This is a genomic window from Roseburia sp. AF22-2LB, assembly GCF_003461125.1.
GTDB classification, from domain to species: Bacteria; Bacillota; Clostridia; order Lachnospirales; family Lachnospiraceae; genus Roseburia_C; species Roseburia_C amylophila.
The window spans coordinates 158,019-172,809 of record NZ_QTWM01000005.1; the positions used below are offsets into that span (position 1 = coordinate 158,019).

16 protein-coding genes and 4 pseudogenes are annotated in these 14,791 nt (G+C 35.0%); all 20 read left to right on the forward strand.

Features of this window, described 5'->3' with window-relative positions; genetic code table 11:
* Nucleotides 1-21: 21 nt before the first annotated feature.
* Nucleotides 22-2,796 (forward strand): hypothetical protein, encoded by a 2,775-nt coding sequence (locus DWX96_RS09330; RefSeq protein ID WP_158561842.1) that lies wholly within the window; start codon nucleotides 22-24, stop codon nucleotides 2,794-2,796.
* A 124-nt stretch (nucleotides 2,797-2,920) separates the two neighbouring features.
* Nucleotides 2,921-3,949, forward strand: coding sequence for an HNH endonuclease signature motif containing protein (locus DWX96_RS09335; protein WP_118057322.1), 1,029 nt, complete (start codon nucleotides 2,921-2,923; stop codon nucleotides 3,947-3,949).
* Nucleotides 3,921-4,280: a hypothetical protein gene (locus DWX96_RS09340; protein WP_118057323.1), complete on the forward strand. Its 360-nt coding sequence runs from the start codon at nucleotides 3,921-3,923 to the stop codon at nucleotides 4,278-4,280. Before DWX96_RS09335 ends, DWX96_RS09340 begins: the two co-directional genes overlap by 29 nt.
* Nucleotides 4,261-4,887 (forward strand): class I SAM-dependent methyltransferase, encoded by a 627-nt coding sequence (locus tag DWX96_RS09345; protein WP_118057324.1) that lies wholly within the window; start codon nucleotides 4,261-4,263, stop codon nucleotides 4,885-4,887. Before DWX96_RS09340 ends, DWX96_RS09345 begins: the two co-directional genes overlap by 20 nt.
* A 265-nt stretch (nucleotides 4,888-5,152) precedes the next feature.
* Nucleotides 5,153-5,393 (forward strand): annotated as a pseudogene (locus tag DWX96_RS14885) (macro domain-containing protein); the annotation flags it as partial.
* A gap of 34 nt (nucleotides 5,394-5,427) precedes the next feature.
* Nucleotides 5,428-6,231, forward strand: coding sequence for a DUF2971 domain-containing protein (locus DWX96_RS09355; protein WP_118057325.1), 804 nt, complete (start codon nucleotides 5,428-5,430; stop codon nucleotides 6,229-6,231).
* Nucleotides 6,232-8,004, forward strand: a complete 1,773-nt coding sequence (locus DWX96_RS09360; protein ID WP_242988773.1) for an ATP-binding protein — start codon at nucleotides 6,232-6,234, stop codon at nucleotides 8,002-8,004.
* A 290-nt stretch (nucleotides 8,005-8,294) separates the two neighbouring features.
* Nucleotides 8,295-8,534 (forward strand): annotated as a pseudogene (locus DWX96_RS14965) (GNAT family N-acetyltransferase); the annotation flags it as partial.
* Between the two features lie 6 nt (nucleotides 8,535-8,540).
* Nucleotides 8,541-8,906: pseudogene (locus DWX96_RS14970) on the forward strand (hypothetical protein); the annotation flags it as partial.
* 333 nt (nucleotides 8,907-9,239) lie between these two features.
* Nucleotides 9,240-10,991, forward strand: a complete 1,752-nt coding sequence (locus DWX96_RS09370; RefSeq protein WP_158561843.1) for an ATP-binding protein — start codon at nucleotides 9,240-9,242, stop codon at nucleotides 10,989-10,991.
* 18 nt (nucleotides 10,992-11,009) lie between these two features.
* The gene (locus DWX96_RS09375) at nucleotides 11,010-11,207 is read left to right on the forward strand and encodes a hypothetical protein (protein ID WP_118057328.1); all 198 of its coding nucleotides are present in this window, start codon (nucleotides 11,010-11,012) and stop codon (nucleotides 11,205-11,207) included.
* A 539-nt stretch (nucleotides 11,208-11,746) separates the two neighbouring features.
* A complete protein-coding gene (locus tag DWX96_RS09380) occupies nucleotides 11,747-12,085 on the forward strand; it encodes a helix-turn-helix domain-containing protein (RefSeq protein ID WP_118057329.1) in 339 nt (112 codons plus the stop codon).
* Nucleotides 12,086-12,254: 169 nt separating this feature from the next.
* Nucleotides 12,255-12,662 carry a recombinase family protein gene (locus tag DWX96_RS09385; protein WP_118057330.1) on the forward strand — a complete coding sequence of 136 codons (408 nt, stop codon included), beginning with the start codon at nucleotides 12,255-12,257 and terminating at the stop codon, nucleotides 12,660-12,662.
* Nucleotides 12,663-12,724: 62 nt separating this feature from the next.
* On the forward strand, nucleotides 12,725-12,877 hold the full coding sequence (locus DWX96_RS09390) for a hypothetical protein (RefSeq protein ID WP_242988774.1): 153 nt from the start codon (nucleotides 12,725-12,727) through the stop codon (nucleotides 12,875-12,877).
* Nucleotides 12,867-13,187 carry a helix-turn-helix domain-containing protein gene (locus DWX96_RS09395; protein WP_118057332.1) on the forward strand — a complete coding sequence of 107 codons (321 nt, stop codon included), beginning with the start codon at nucleotides 12,867-12,869 and terminating at the stop codon, nucleotides 13,185-13,187. The genes DWX96_RS09390 and DWX96_RS09395 overlap by 11 nt, the downstream gene beginning before the upstream one ends.
* A 10-nt stretch (nucleotides 13,188-13,197) precedes the next feature.
* Nucleotides 13,198-13,569 carry a recombinase family protein gene (locus DWX96_RS09400; RefSeq protein ID WP_118057333.1) on the forward strand — a complete coding sequence of 124 codons (372 nt, stop codon included), beginning with the start codon at nucleotides 13,198-13,200 and terminating at the stop codon, nucleotides 13,567-13,569.
* A 2-nt stretch (nucleotides 13,570-13,571) separates the two neighbouring features.
* On the forward strand, nucleotides 13,572-14,015 hold the full coding sequence (locus DWX96_RS09405) for a type II toxin-antitoxin system PemK/MazF family toxin (protein ID WP_242988775.1): 444 nt from the start codon (nucleotides 13,572-13,574) through the stop codon (nucleotides 14,013-14,015).
* Nucleotides 13,999-14,211, forward strand: a complete 213-nt coding sequence (locus DWX96_RS09410; RefSeq protein WP_118057334.1) for a DUF6462 family protein — start codon at nucleotides 13,999-14,001, stop codon at nucleotides 14,209-14,211. Before DWX96_RS09405 ends, DWX96_RS09410 begins: the two co-directional genes overlap by 17 nt.
* A gap of 135 nt (nucleotides 14,212-14,346) precedes the next feature.
* Nucleotides 14,347-14,523 (forward strand): CopG family transcriptional regulator, encoded by a 177-nt coding sequence (locus DWX96_RS09415; protein ID WP_118057335.1) that lies wholly within the window; start codon nucleotides 14,347-14,349, stop codon nucleotides 14,521-14,523.
* Nucleotides 14,524-14,555: 32 nt separating this feature from the next.
* Nucleotides 14,556-14,738: pseudogene (locus DWX96_RS09420) on the forward strand (integrase DNA-binding domain-containing protein); the annotation flags it as partial.
* Nucleotides 14,739-14,791: the final 53 nt, after the last annotated feature.

The window sequence follows — 14,791 nt, forward strand, 5'->3', positions numbered from 1 at the left end:
ATACACAGAATGGAGAAGGCTATGGGCGATATGTTAGTCGAGGAAAATACAGGTATCCGAGAACAATTTCATATGAAGATTAATATGCTTTCACCGGAGCGTGTATATGAACTTTCATCAGGGGAAGTAAAAACATCGGAAACATTAAATTATAAAGATAATCATCCGGCAAGCGATGGGCTATTTTCTGAAAGAATATTTGGACCAATGAAAGATTGGGAGTGTCGCTGCGGAAAATATAATAAGAAATATTTTGCTGGAGTAATATGTGATAGTTGTGGGGTAGAAGTTACTACTTCTAATGTAAGGCGAGAAAGATTTGGCCATATTGAGCTTGATTGTAATGTTGTTTTGCCACAATATTTCTATGGAGAACCATCTATATTAGCTACCGTATTAGATTTGCCTCAGAAGTATGTTGAGCAAATTGTTTTAATGGATCTTCCTGTAGATGCAGAAGAATATTGGTCGTATGAGAATAAAATGAAGGCGTTGGTAGAACAAAAAGAACCAACATTTACTTTTTATCGGGGAACAGAAGCAATTAAGCATATCCTACGAAATATAGATTTAAATGAAGAACTGAATAAAATAAATGAGATTTTAGAGATTAGTTACGGTTATTTAGCACAACCTTATTTGCATAGAAAAGAAGTTATTGAATGCTTTATCAAGTCAGGTAACATGCCGGAGTGGATGATTACATCTAGAATTTTAGTTCTACCAGCAGGGTTAAGACCGATTGTTGAATTTAATGGAAAAAAATACTCATCAGATCTAAATGGCAGATATAAAGTTATAATTGACAGAAATAGACTTTTACATAGATTTCTCGATATGTCTGCTCCTGAAGTGGTATTGCGTTCACAAAAACGTATGGTGCAAGTGGCTGTCGATGCTTTATTTGATTCCAAGTTGGAAAAAGAAGATTATGAAAAAGTATTAACTGAATCATTGATTAATAGAAGACAATGTAAGATAAATCGTTATGTAGATTATTCTGCTTCAGGTCAAATCATTGTAGATAGTAGAATTAAAATTGGTTATTTAGGAGTGCCTGAATTTGTGGTGAAAGAATTATTTAAGCCATTTATAGCAGCTCAGATGGTTAATAATTCATATGGAAAGGTAACGAACATAAAAGGTGCTTTTAAATATTTAGATAAATATAAGGATGAAGGTTTTGAAGCAAAAAAGGATAAAGAAAAAACCATAAATGATGCGGTTTTAGATGCATTAAATGATCTTGAGAAGACATTTGTTGTATTGGTAACAACGCCAAGTTCATTTATTACTGCACTTAATATTTGTATAACGAGTAATAGTTGCTTTACAGTAAATCCAGCAATATATCGAATGTGGGGGCTGGAGTACGAATATACAAAAAACATAAAAGTGTTTGCACAACTATCTGATGATGCATCCGAGGAATCACTAAAAAAATTTGGTATAAGAAATCAAGTATTATCGGATTTTACTGACGATATACAATTAAAACCAAGTGAATTTACAATTCGATGGCTGGTTCAGATGTCTAAAATTGTTGCAGATAACAATAGAATGGTAATCAGTCAGGGAGAGGCATATTGTGCCTATGAAAATAAGTGCTTATCATTAAATGAAAAAATTACGATACATTGCCATACCACAAATGGATTTGATTATAAAGAAGAAACTTCTTTGGGACGAATAATCATTAATGAAATTTTGCCGCAGAATATGGGGATTGTAAATAGAGCTAGTTTTAAAAATAAATATTACTTAGAACATAACTACGAATTTGATGAAATAAAAGTTAAAGTTTTGCTTCGACAAATATATGATAAGTTCGGAGCAGATACCTATATTAATGTGATAACTAAACTAGAGAGTGCAGCAGATAAATATAGTAATGTAATCCCAATGGGAACAGAATCAAGAATAATTGGGGATAGCAGAACAAAGAACTCTGATTACTTGAAAGATGAGTTGCAGACAATAAAACAAAAGTGCAGAGATTTGTGTTTTTCGGAAAAGGCATCTGATGCTATTGAAATGAAAACTAAATATCAAGACTGGCGAATGACTTCTTATGTAAGAAAGTATTTGCAAAATAGAACTATTTCACAGGATATATACGATTTTGCAGATATTCTGATAGCTAAGGGGGAACAAATTACGGATAAAGTATATGATATTCTTGATGATAAAAATATCAATGCAATATCTGTGTATGATGGGGATATTTCTTCAAAAGGAGAGTATCCTAAAAAAGCATATGGAAAGTCTATAAATGGGAATCCATTTAAGATTGGTGTAATGGCGCTTATTTATTTTATTGATAAAGTAGATTATGATTCTGCGAATGATGTTGTGCGACTATTACTAAATGATATTGTTGAAGAGGATGATGTATTATTAAAAGTTATAAAGGATGCACCAAGAGAAGGTTTTATTGGAAGTGCTATTACTAAAGCATGTCAAGAGGATGGTGTGATTAAAATGTCTTTGTTAGTAACATCAGAGCAAGTACAGCTAAAAACATATTTGATTTTCAAGTTATTAGAAACAGATGAAGAACAAATATCTTTAAGACTGTTGGAATTATTGGTAAGAGCTTGTGTTGAGAGTGATATTGAAACAGCAGACGGAAGACAGGTGATTTTACATTCTGAGGATAATAACTTGCAAATGTTTGGCGAATATGCTTTAAAAACAGTTTACATACCATTGAATAGTGAAAGCATCATTGAAGAATATGGAGCAGTTAATATAATTAAAGAAGAGAAGCATGTTAAATGTGGAAATTCGTGTTAGTGGCGATGGTGACGAATATTTTCCAATTGTGATGAATTTTCGCTTGAGGAAGAAAAGCTGATGGATGATGAACTGTACGATTTTGATAATTTTGAGTAGTGAATATCTATTGTGAGGAAAAAGAATGGCAGGATTTGATTTAAAGGAAGGGGAATATATAAAATGTATAATGTCCGACGATGATATGTGGTCAGCATTGAGTTGTGTATTTTCTGCTAAATCCAGAAACGATACAAGCTATAAATATGGTTTCCTGAAAGCACTATTAGATAATTTATATAATGTTGATGAGAATTTAAAACTTACATTTGATCAAGTATTTAGTAAGTTCGGAGAGATATACTGGAATTTGATTTTAAAACATGGTTTAAAGCAAAAGGCATCAACCAATGATAATCGTCAATCATATCTGGAGCAAGTATTGTATTGTGCTGCGAATAAGTACAACATTGTGGAAACTATACCCTATGAATCATTAACGGTGGATATGATGATAGATATATCTCATCAGGTTAAAATGAAATGTAAAAAGTATGTCGTTGGAGCACTTTTTGAAGATACAAAAAGAATGTTTTACTCTTTTTCAAAAAAGGAAGAGTATATTCAGTTCAATCCAATAATGTATGAGTTTGTATGCAAACATAAGGTTGTCATTGAAAAATTAAATTATTATGAATGGGCTAGATTTCTAGAACGTGTTAATGAGGAGAAAGATACAGTTCGCTTATTAGATAAAATTGATGAAAGTGCTAAGCGTAATAATTTAATATACTACAGGAACCTGTTATTTAATGAGTTTGAGATGCATAATTGTTTTTATTGTGGAAAACTTCTTAAGCCTGACAAGATTGATGTGGATCACTTTATACCATGGTCATTTATCAAAGATGATATGCTGTGGAATCTCGTCTTATCGTGCCCTCATTGTAATCGCCAGAAAAATGATAAACTTCCAGAAGAGACATTCCTTTATGCTTTGCAAGAACGGAATAAAAAAATAATCGTTGAGAGACAAGTGTCAGATTTAGTTAATTACAAGGAACGTGTTCTTACATATGCTTATAAATGGGCAGCTGTTAATGGATATAATAAGGTGTGGAATCCGAACAATGGAGGAGTACAGTATGAGCAAAGAAAAACACCAACAACGTAAATGGGTAAGAGAAGAAGTTATCATTCTTGTGACAGAATACTTTAAAACCAAAAATTTATCTACGGAAGATATTGATGAATCTTATCATAGGATTAGTGATTTTCTAAGGAAAAGAGAAGAGGCGGAGACTGGATTACCCGTTTCAGATACGTTTAGGAATTACGCAGGAATTAGGATGCAATCTGCAAGAATATGTTGCTTGGATCCAGCCACAAATTTAAGTGGAATGCAGGGTACGAAATTGCAAAAAGAAATAGTATCAGAATTCTTAGAAAATCCAGAAGTAATGTATAGAGAGGCTGATAGAATATATGAAAAATACAACAGCTGAAACTATGCTGTATTATGCAAAAAATGCGGATAGATATGTGGATGAAACAATAAATTGCGACTTTACAGATATTGAAAAAAAGTTCTGTAAGTATGTTAAACCAGGTGGTCATATTTTAGATGTGGGCTGCGGCTCTGGAAGAGATGCAAAATATTTTATCAATAAAGGATATCAAGTCACTGCATTCGATGGCTCAGAAGAAATTAGCAAAAGAGCTTCTCGGTATTTAGGTATGCCGGTTGAGACGGCTCTAATTCAAGAGTATTCTTTTCATGAGCAATATGATGGTATATGGTGTTGTGCTTCACTTTTGCATTTAGCATTATCTGAAATACAGATATTTTTATTAAAGGCAGAGAAGTTTTTAAATAAAAATGGAATTGTCTATGTTTCTTTTAAATATGGAACATGTCAGGAAATTAGGAATGGTAGATACTATACGGACATGACAGAGGAATCCTTGGAGAAGATGATAAGCAAACTACATCAGTTGGAAGTTTCTGAGATGTTTCGGTCAAGCGATGTGCTGAGAGATAGAAAACAACAGTGGCTTAATGCTATTTTAAAAAAAGTTGATGATAAGTATCCAACAAAGAATTTAGAATAAGACAGATTGATTCAAGTAGAAGATTAGAACTTTAAACTGCATGATCATAGAATACCGAATGCAGATGAAAAGAGTAGCATTTGCAAAAAGCTGTTTGCAATAGTACAAGCGGTTGCTCCAAAAACAGAATATGAAGAGTTTTGCAATATTGTGTATAAGCGAGAAGCAGGCTATGAGGAGCATATTTCGCGAGATATTCAGAATGGTGTTACTATTGAAAAACTGAATATGAAAAAGCATAAAAATCTCCAAAGGAAAAGGCTGATATTTTAATTCTATGAAGCTGGCAATGGATAATGGAATAAGGTCTATTGAATTTCCTTCCATATCAACGGGAGCATATGGTTTTCCGGCTGAGTTAGTAGGCAGCAAAGATTGCAGTACATACAGTAAATAGATTCCGGCAGGCTAATCCGGGCAGCTTTGATTTGGTGGAATGGGTACTGTTTGATACTCATACTGAATCGGTTTATGAAACTGAGGTTGATAAGATATATAAGCAATAGATAATTTATAATTTGATGTTTTGGAGGATGACTATTGAAAATAGATGAGTATTTACAACTTCTTTTTGATGGCAAAATGGGTGAGGCTAAAGCTGTTAGGTTTTCTACTATTCCAGATAGATTAGTAAAATTTATATGGCTTGATGGCTCAGAATCTGATCATAAGAAATTTCTTTCATTAGGAAGAAATGAGATATGGTTTGCACAAAAAGATTATTTGAATGATCCATACGAGTATAAGGGGATGCTGCTTGATAGAAATAAGCTACTTAATGCAGGATATAGCAATGATATCATAGATTATTATCAGCAATTATTCGATTTTAGTGATTATGGTATAACATGTCTGTCAGCTAATAGTATTGATTATTTACCAATGTGGGCTTATTATACAAATAACCATAAGGGATTTTGTGTCGAATACGAAGTAATCAAAAAGGATTGCATACATGAAGTATTATATGAGCCAGAAAGGATCAAAGTAGCGTTATTAATATTTCAATATAGAGATGCTATCAAGAAAGCCATTATTTTAGGGCAAAGGGAACAAGCAGAGTTCTATTCAACCTTATTTTTACAGAACTTATTTATCAAAGCAAAGTCGTGGGAATATGAGAAGGAATATCGCATAGTTTATCCTTTAGATAACGATATAGGAATTAATATACCAGTAAGCAATTTAGGACTTAGAACAAGTCGAATTGTTGCCGGTATAAATTGTTCTAAAAATGATATTGTTAGATTGAATGAGATTTCTAATGAGCTTGGATTGGGTAATGTTTACAAAAGTAGAGTACATTCTGAAAAATATACATTAGATTATATTAGGTGGCGTTGATTGGAAGTTAATGAGCATATGAAGTCTTACAGTATAAATTTGAAGGAAGGTGAGCAGGTGAAATTTTTTGGCTATGATAAAAATGTGAATAATGTTGAATACTATGAGATATTAGAGGATTTAATGGAGCGCTGGGAGCATGAAATTGTAGAATTCAAAGAGGCAAAAGGTGGCTATGATACAGATAAAATTGGACGGTACTTTTCGGCAATTAGCAATGAAGCGAATCTTAGAAATCAGCAGTATGGCTGGCTTGTGTTTGGCGTAAGTGAAAAGGATAAGGTTAAACATGTTGTAGGAACTGCTTATAAGAAAGGTGACAAAAGTCTTCTTGAAAAATTCAAATATGAAATTGCAAGAGACACAACCAATGGTATGACATTCTACGATATTATTGAGTTGTTGCCAGTTGTAAATGGAAAAGAACTGCGTGTGTTGATGTTTAAGATACCCGCTGCAGCAACAGGTATCCCAACAGATTGGAAGACCAATTACTATGAAAGATCTGGAGAAAGTCTTGTACCTCTAAAGCAGTATAAGATTGATGCAATCAGATCGCAAGAAAGAAAAGACTGGTCTAAACAGATTATAGAAGGTGCAACTATCGACAATCTGGACCAAGGTGCGATTCAGTTAGCTCGTGAAAAGTACAAGGAGAAGATGGCACAAGAACCAATTTCTAAAGAAGTTGACGGCATGTCAGATGAACAGTTTTTGACGAAGATGAAGCTGTTAATAGGTGGCAAGGTTACAAATGCTGCAATGCTTTTGCTGGGAAATTCTGATTTTGACTATTTATTCACAGCCGCTCCAAGTATTATGTGGCGTCTCTATGGTGTGGATGGAACAGACAAGGATTATGCAATTTTTAAGATTCCGTTTATCAATGTTGTTGATAAGGTATTTGCAAAGGTAAGAAATCTGACATATCGGTATATGCCAAATCAAATGACGTTATTTCCTATGGAAACAGAACAGTATGATAGTTGGTTGATGAGAGAGCTTTTAAATAACAGTATTGCTCATTCAAATTATCAATTAGGCGGTAGAATTTATGTAAACGAATTTGATGACAAAATTAAGATTACTAATCCGGGAGATTTTATTCCTCAGAAAATAGAGAATGTTTTGGAAGTTAGTTATAATCCGCCATTTTATCGTAATCAGCTATTAGCAGAGGCAATGGTAGCTTTTCATATGATTGATACGGCAACGCTTGGAATTAGACGGGCTTATAACATTCAGAAAGCAAAGTATTTTCCAATGCCAGATTATGATTTTTCATCAGGAGTTCAAGTGGAAGTAACAGTTTATGGCAAGACCTTGGATGATAATTATATGCATATTTTGTATGATCATCCAGAATTAAATTTACAAGATGCATTTTTGCTTGATAGAGTCCAAAAAGGTGTTCAAATTGAGAAGAAGGATGCTGATAGGTTACGAGCATTAAAACTTGTAGAGGGAAGACTTGGAAGCCTATATTTGTCAGCATCAGTTGCAAAAAGTATTGAGGATCAAGCAGGTTATATTAAAAATAAAGGCTTGGATGATCAGTATTATAAGACATTGATTATTGAGTATCTAAAACAATATTCAAAAGCAAATAGAAAAGAAATTAACAAATTGTTATGGGACAAGTTACCAGATTCATTGTCTGATGACCAAAAGAAACATAAGGTTCACAACTTATTAACTGCCTTAAAAAATAAGAATATTATTGAAAAGGATGGAGAAAACCAGCGTAAAGCTAACTGGATATTAAAAGATTAATCGGTTTAGGATTGGTTTAGTTTACTGTGCTTAAACCGATTATTAAACCAATCAATACTTCAAATTACTATAAAATAGGGATTATGATTGGTTTAATATGGTCAAATTCAACCGATTTCAACCGATAATTTAACCGATTGAATCCGTAATATATACTTTTACTATTTGAAAGCAGAGAAATAGAGCAGGAAGTAAGCTCGGTACAGATTATGAATTATTTGCATAAGCATTAGTAATGCAGACTGACATTAAGAAAAAAGGTTACAGCATAAGCAAGGAGAATAAAAAAGATGGAATTTATTAAAGAGACAAATAGAATTTATGCGACAAACGAGGAAGGTATGGTTGTAGCTGAGATTACATATTCTGAGACAGGGGAAGGTGTATGCACTATTGAACATGTAGAAGTTGATGAAGCCTTAAGAGGACAGGGAATTGCAGGAAAATTAGTTGAAGCGGCAGTTGCTGAAATTAAAGTTCAGAATAAAAAAGTTGCAACTACTTGTCCTTATGTACAGAAATTGATAGATACCTATGTAGAAATTGAACCATTGTTTGAAGAGCAGGTTGATTTTGAGACTTTTAGTAAGTCAGATTTTCGTGTCGTAAAGGTTAAGGAGTGTATTGCGGTAAAGAAAAGTAAGAAGTTATTACAGTTTACATTGGATGATGGAACGGGTACAGATCGTACAATTCTTTCGGGTATTCATATGTTCTATGAACCAGAGGAACTTGTTGGCAAGACGTTGGTTGCTATTACAAATCTTCCACCAAGAGCAATGATGGGAATAGAATCTTGCGGAATGCTTTTATCAGCAGTATATAATGATGTAAATGGCGAAGAGAAGCTCCACTTAGTTATGGTTGATGATCAGATTCCAGCGGGTGCTAAATTATACTAATAAGTATCTGTGCGAATGGATACGAATAAAAATGAATAGATACAACTTGACATTACAGAAAATATGAGATATGATTTAACATAAGAATCGGACAAGATGGAAAGTCTCATGGTATATGCTGTGGGAATAAAAGATATCAGGACGGTGTACGTAAATTGAATATTTGAAAAGTATTGTGTTCATTTATAGGGATAGTTTATAGTTCTATAGATTTGCTTTACTTTCATATAAATTCCGTTGGTATATTGTATAATGATATAAATGAGACCTTTCATCGTAACTGATGCAAGGTTTTTTTCTATGTCCGAAAATACAATCAAGGAGGGCATTTATATGTCAACAGAAATAATGAGCGAAAAATTCGCAAACGAAGCAGGTACAGATTTAATTGATGTATCGCATATGTATGAATCACTACGTTACAATGATTATTCTGTAGAAAACGGATTAGGAGAAATCGTTGATAATGCAGTCGAGGCTGGTGCGAGAGAAATTAGAATTGATTTTGAAAAACAAGCAGTAAAGATTGGAAAGAGACAAGCTGAGGAAATTGTAAGTATTGCGGTAGCAGATAATGGCATAGGAATGAACGAGCATATATTATCACAGTGCTTGAAGTTAGGATGCTCTATGAGAGATCATAGAAATGGAAGGTTGGGTATAGGTAAATTTGGAGTTGGCATGACGTTGGGAGGAATATCTCTTTCCAGAAAAATAGAAGTGTATTCCAGGGATGAAGAAACAGATGAATTCTTCTATACATACATTGATCTTGATGAGATAAAGGCAGGAAAAACCACTATATCTACACCAATCCCAAAAGAGATACCAGATAAATACAAAGAGTTCTTTGAGGAAAATACGGGAACACTGGTAATCCTTTCTAATTGTGATCGTATGGATGGAACGGGAAGAAGAATTGATCCAAATGAATTTAATGGTCTCATTGCTAACTATCTGGGAAGGACTTATAGAAAGTTCATCGAAACTGGTTTGAAAATTTATTTAGATAACAGAATTGTTTACTTGCATGATCCATTGTATATGGCAGGCCCCACACAGTTTGATACAAAGGAATCTCAGGATCCAAAAGCACAGTTGTATAGCGAGTATGCATTTGATTGGGATGTACCGGGAAAGCCGGGTGAAAAGGCAACAATTCGTATTAAGCTATCATTGTTACCTCTGGAATGGAGAGCAAACATTGGAGATGGAGGTAATATTGATGCAAAAAGGAGAAAGATAGACCAGAATGAGGGTGTTTCAATATTAAGAGCTAATAGAGAGGTCCTTTATGATAAGATTCCATACCTGATTGGACAGAAAAGGGGACAATTCTCTTATCAGGATAATGATAGATGGTGGGGATGCGAAATCTCATTTCCTCCGGAGCTAGATGAGTGTTTTCAGGTTAGATATATCAAAAGAGGGGCAGAGCCAATTGGAGCACTTAAAGATAGGTTGAAATCAGAGCTGACGGGGGCAATTATATCTCTCAGAAAGCGTATTAAAGAAGATCGTTCGGCTGAGAAAGCAAAGCAAAATCAAGCTAAAAATCATTTTGATAATGTAGCTGAGATTATGACGGATTTAGATGATGTTCTTCCAATGAATCAGACGAGAAATAACATGACTCAGGAGGAAGAGGCTGATAGAATTGAAAAGATTTTGGATGAAACAGCAGGAAGTACAGGAGAAACAGAAGCTTCAAGAGAAGCACGTAAGCAAGCAATTAATAATAATATGTATTCGATTCTTACGGTTGCATATCCCGCATCGGTTCTTTTTGAAACAGAAACATTACTAGGAGATAAAATGGTAATCAAATTAAATACAAATCATCCATATTATCAAAAAGTGATTGAACCATTGTGCGGAGAAGTTCTTAAGGCGGATTCGGCTGATGATTCGGTAGATAAAACCAAGGCAAGAGATGCTATTATGCTTTTGATTTTAAGTTATGTGAAGGCAAGAGCAGCAATGAAAGATACAGAAAATAATAGATTATTGTTTGATAATTTAGAATCCCAGTGGGGAGCAATTCTTTCCGCAGTATCAAGTAAGATTGATGCTGCGGAGATGTAAGGAGGGATTCTATTGTATATGGAAGATGTTACTTTACAGGATAAAATATATACTCATGGAGGTACCGAAAATGGCTTTTTTATTGGGACTCCTGGTGTTAGAGATGGAAAAGCTGTTCTGATATACGGAAGACATGGGCATCTTGATTACATTGATATAGATGCGCTTGGCAGTCAAGTAAGAGAATGTCTGGATAGATATATGACAAATAAATAGAATATTATATACTTGGACGAGCTAGTTCTTAGATATATATTGTAAGAAAACAAAGCCGGAGTAGTACACATGCATTTGACAATGCGTGAGTTCTACTTCGGCTTTTTGTAGTTTGAAAGTTTCAAAAATAGAAAAAATAATACTTGCAAGAACAAAACATATGTTCTATAATTTGATTATGCTATCTTAGCAGGAGAATAACAGTTGCCTTACGTCGCAAGAGGAGGTGCAAGTGTGGAAGATGAGTACATTCACGTTGCCTGTCCTTGCTGTAAGAACAAGCGATTGTTTGATTTATTGCGAGGATCGAAGGGCATCGTCTCAATAAAATGTCCCTTATGCAAGGTTGTTGTGGCAGTTTCCCTCCATGATGGTCGAGCATCAAGTAATAAAAAATTATAGAAGAGAATCGTACAGAGCAAATCGGAGCATAGGATTCTATAGCTACCAACGCCTGACGAAGATATGTTTGTAATGCAGGTTACAAGTATATTTTCGTTGGGCGTTTTTTAATGAAAAAAGGAAGGAGGTGAGACCAGATGGCTGGAAAGGCTAAAGATTATGATAGAGGAACACGTATAGCTGATAGGCGAAAAGAATTGGGATTAACTCAGGATGAATTAGCAGACCGTATAGGAATTGGCCGACAGGCGTTATCTGCTATTGAAAATGGTGGTGAATTTAAGGTTCAAACTTTAGAGCGTCTGGTCTCATCTTTGGATGTGTCAGAACAGTATATTATGCATGGAAAAACTGAGAATACAAAAGTTTCATTAATATCGGAATCAATTAATGTTCTTTCAAATATGAGTGAACTTCAAATTCAACAGTGTCTGGCGATGATGAGAGCTTTAAAAAATGTTCAAATAACTGATTAAATTATGTTTTGTTCAAATTAATGTCGTGTTTACACGACATAACTGTCGCCTGTACACGGTCGGCAATTAGAGTGGGGCAAGTTACAATATAAATGTGCTAAGGAACAGCACACCACGAGAGTGGAGGCGCCAAAACTCTCCAATACGAAGACGTAAAGGAGACAGCAAAATGAATAAGAGAAACTTTAATGTAGTAGGAAACAATGAAACAGAGAATCAGGAGCTTGCTAAGGGAATTGCATTTGCAAAGTCCCGCAGAGCAGAAATTAATGTAGTTCAGATGGTCGAGCATATGCGTGATCAGGCATTGCCAAATGGAGTAATCATCAATGATGTGTATTGTGACCGCTCAATGACAAGAGACTATGACAGAGAAGCACTGAATGCTTTCTTTGCAACACTTAAAGAGGAAGATTTTGAGGTTGTAGTAGTCAGAAGCTTGAATGAGATCACAGACGATATTTATGATTTGGAAGAATTTGTAAAGAGCATCACAGATATGGGCATATGGCTCTATTCTCTTGCAGTCGGTCCGGTGCCAATTACTGTATCTCATGCAGAGGACTTTGGATGCTAACGGAGTCCTTTGGTAGAGCGACAACAGGAAATCATTCCGGTCGGGATAGAAAAGTCCCGGCTGTGAAGGATTGTAGATTTACACAGACTGCATTTGAAACGGTTGTACATGATTCGAGTGGGAAGTGGATTGGACAGTATGAGACAGAAGATGCAGCAGTTGAGATGATCAGAGAAATGGCACAAGGCATTGGAGGACACGATAATGAAGTGTGAAGGCTATAAAATCGGACCGGTGATTCGTGACATTCGTAAGGACAAGGGGCTTCTTATTGAAGAGGTTGCCAGCAAAACCGGAATAAGTGTTTCGACACTTGGACAAGTAGAGCAAGGCGGAAGAAATTTAAGCATGAAAAATTTGTACAAGCTTATGGATCTGTACGAAACAGATGCCAATACCTTGCTGGCGATAGAAACCACACCGGATTCGTTAGAATCAAAACTTAACAGATTACCTGTGGATAAGCAGAAGTATCTGAAGGATACATTCAACTATATGATAGAGCAGGCATTGAAGTCTGCATAGGAGGCGTAATATGAGAAGACAGATAAAAAAGATTGACTGCATAGAGTTTCTTTCTGTGCAGGCACCATTGGAAAAAGTAAATATGCTTGAGGATAAGCAGAGCAGATATATACATGATCATGTAAGGAAGAGCGGATATGCTATTGTAGGAAAGATAAGACGCAACGGATTTTCACAGAGAGATGTTAATCGCCAGTGGATGCAAATTGCTAATATGATTCGTAAAAAACGAATTGATGGCGTAATTGTTGCTAATATGGCAGCAGTATCTAGCAGTATGGCAGATGCTTATTACAAGGTTGGTTTAATTATTGAAGCTGGTGGCATTGTAGTCACTGTCGATGAGGGCAGATTAGATATGCATATTAAGGAGGTGGCTTAGTCATGAGAATGAACAGAGATAACCATAAGAAAAGATATGGAAAGTATAAAAAGTTTGATGTGGTATATGCAGACTTTGGCAGAAATCCTCATGGAATACAGGGAGGAATCAGACCGGGAGTGATTATTTCGTGTGATGCAAGCAATCACGACGGAGCACCGCAGGTTTCGGTAGTGCCATTAAGTACAAAGCTAAAGGATATACCGGTGCATGTAATTCTTAATCCAAAAGATGTGAGTGGATTTGGAATAAGTGCAATGTCGGATTTTATGCCTGAAGATGCACAAACAATATCTAAGAGCTGCATTAGAGCTAAGAGCGGTTCTGTTATAGAGGATTCTGGCATAAGAGAAGAAATAGACAGAGCGTTGATAAGACAGTTTGATCTGTTACCTGTAGCTCGTAAGATGGTAATGGAGGAATTGGCAAATGGACAGCAGAACTAAAAAGACAAATAATAAAAGATTTGTCAGATACTCGGAAGGTGCAGAAATGTATTCAATGAGTACATCCAAGTTTATGCAACTGGCAAAAGATGCAAAAGCCTGTTATAAGGTAAATCAGCTTGTACTTGTGAACTTAGATATCATTGACGAATATCTGGAGACATTTCATATCGTAGATGACGAGTTTTATAAGTAGCAATGGGAAATGACGTATTTATTATAGAAGAAATACGAACAAGTATGGAGAAAAATGAGCCTGAAAAGAAAAAATGCATTGACTTTTGGTCAGACCAAAAGCATAATATAGACAAGATATGAAGGAGGCATACAGATGGCAAGAACTGGAAGACCAAAAGCAGAAAAACCTTTCGATCATAAGGTTACTGTTAAATTCAAAGAAGAGGAATACCAGATAATGGTTGAGTATGCTGAATCTCATAATCTATCCATTTCGCAATTGATTAGATTAGGTGTTGAGTTACAGATGAAACATCAGTCTAAAAAGTAGAATAGGCTCTTTTCTCCAGAAAGGAGAGAAAGATGGCTTGTAGAAAAGACGGCAAAGGTAGAGTATTAAGAAAGGGTGAGGGTTACAGAAAAGGCGACGGAAGATACTCTTATGTATATGTTGATCCATTAGACAAGAAGAGAACAATTTATGCTAAGTCTTTAGTCAAGCTTCGTGAAAGAGAAGAACAACTAAAAAAGGACCAGTTAGATGGATGATGTGACCCCAAAAAGTTAGACTTTTAAGCGTAGCAGTTTTATTGGCTGCT

Excerpts from the sequence above, each read along its gene's own strand:
- DWX96_RS09370 (WP_158561843.1), top strand. The coding sequence starts at position 9,240 with ATGTCAACAGAAATAATGAGCGAAAAATTCGCAAACGAAGCAGGTACA.
- DWX96_RS09330 (WP_158561842.1), top strand. The coding sequence starts at position 22 with ATGGGCGATATGTTAGTCGAGGAAAATACAGGTATCCGAGAACAATTT.
- DWX96_RS09395 (WP_118057332.1), top strand. The coding sequence starts at position 12,867 with ATGAAGTGTGAAGGCTATAAAATCGGACCGGTGATTCGTGACATTCGT.
- DWX96_RS09375 (WP_118057328.1), top strand. The coding sequence starts at position 11,010 with ATGGAAGATGTTACTTTACAGGATAAAATATATACTCATGGAGGTACC.
- DWX96_RS09385 (WP_118057330.1), top strand. The coding sequence starts at position 12,255 with ATGAATAAGAGAAACTTTAATGTAGTAGGAAACAATGAAACAGAGAAT.
- DWX96_RS09335 (WP_118057322.1), top strand. The coding sequence starts at position 2,921 with ATGGCAGGATTTGATTTAAAGGAAGGGGAATATATAAAATGTATAATG.
- DWX96_RS09410 (WP_118057334.1), top strand. The coding sequence starts at position 13,999 with ATGGACAGCAGAACTAAAAAGACAAATAATAAAAGATTTGTCAGATAC.
- DWX96_RS09405 (WP_242988775.1), top strand. The coding sequence starts at position 13,572 with ATGAGAATGAACAGAGATAACCATAAGAAAAGATATGGAAAGTATAAA.
- DWX96_RS09400 (WP_118057333.1), top strand. The coding sequence starts at position 13,198 with ATGAGAAGACAGATAAAAAAGATTGACTGCATAGAGTTTCTTTCTGTG.
- DWX96_RS09340 (WP_118057323.1), top strand. The coding sequence starts at position 3,921 with ATGAGCAAAGAAAAACACCAACAACGTAAATGGGTAAGAGAAGAAGTT.
- DWX96_RS09415 (WP_118057335.1), top strand. The coding sequence starts at position 14,347 with ATGGCAAGAACTGGAAGACCAAAAGCAGAAAAACCTTTCGATCATAAG.
- DWX96_RS09380 (WP_118057329.1), top strand. The coding sequence starts at position 11,747 with ATGGCTGGAAAGGCTAAAGATTATGATAGAGGAACACGTATAGCTGAT.
- DWX96_RS09345 (WP_118057324.1), top strand. The coding sequence starts at position 4,261 with ATGAAAAATACAACAGCTGAAACTATGCTGTATTATGCAAAAAATGCG.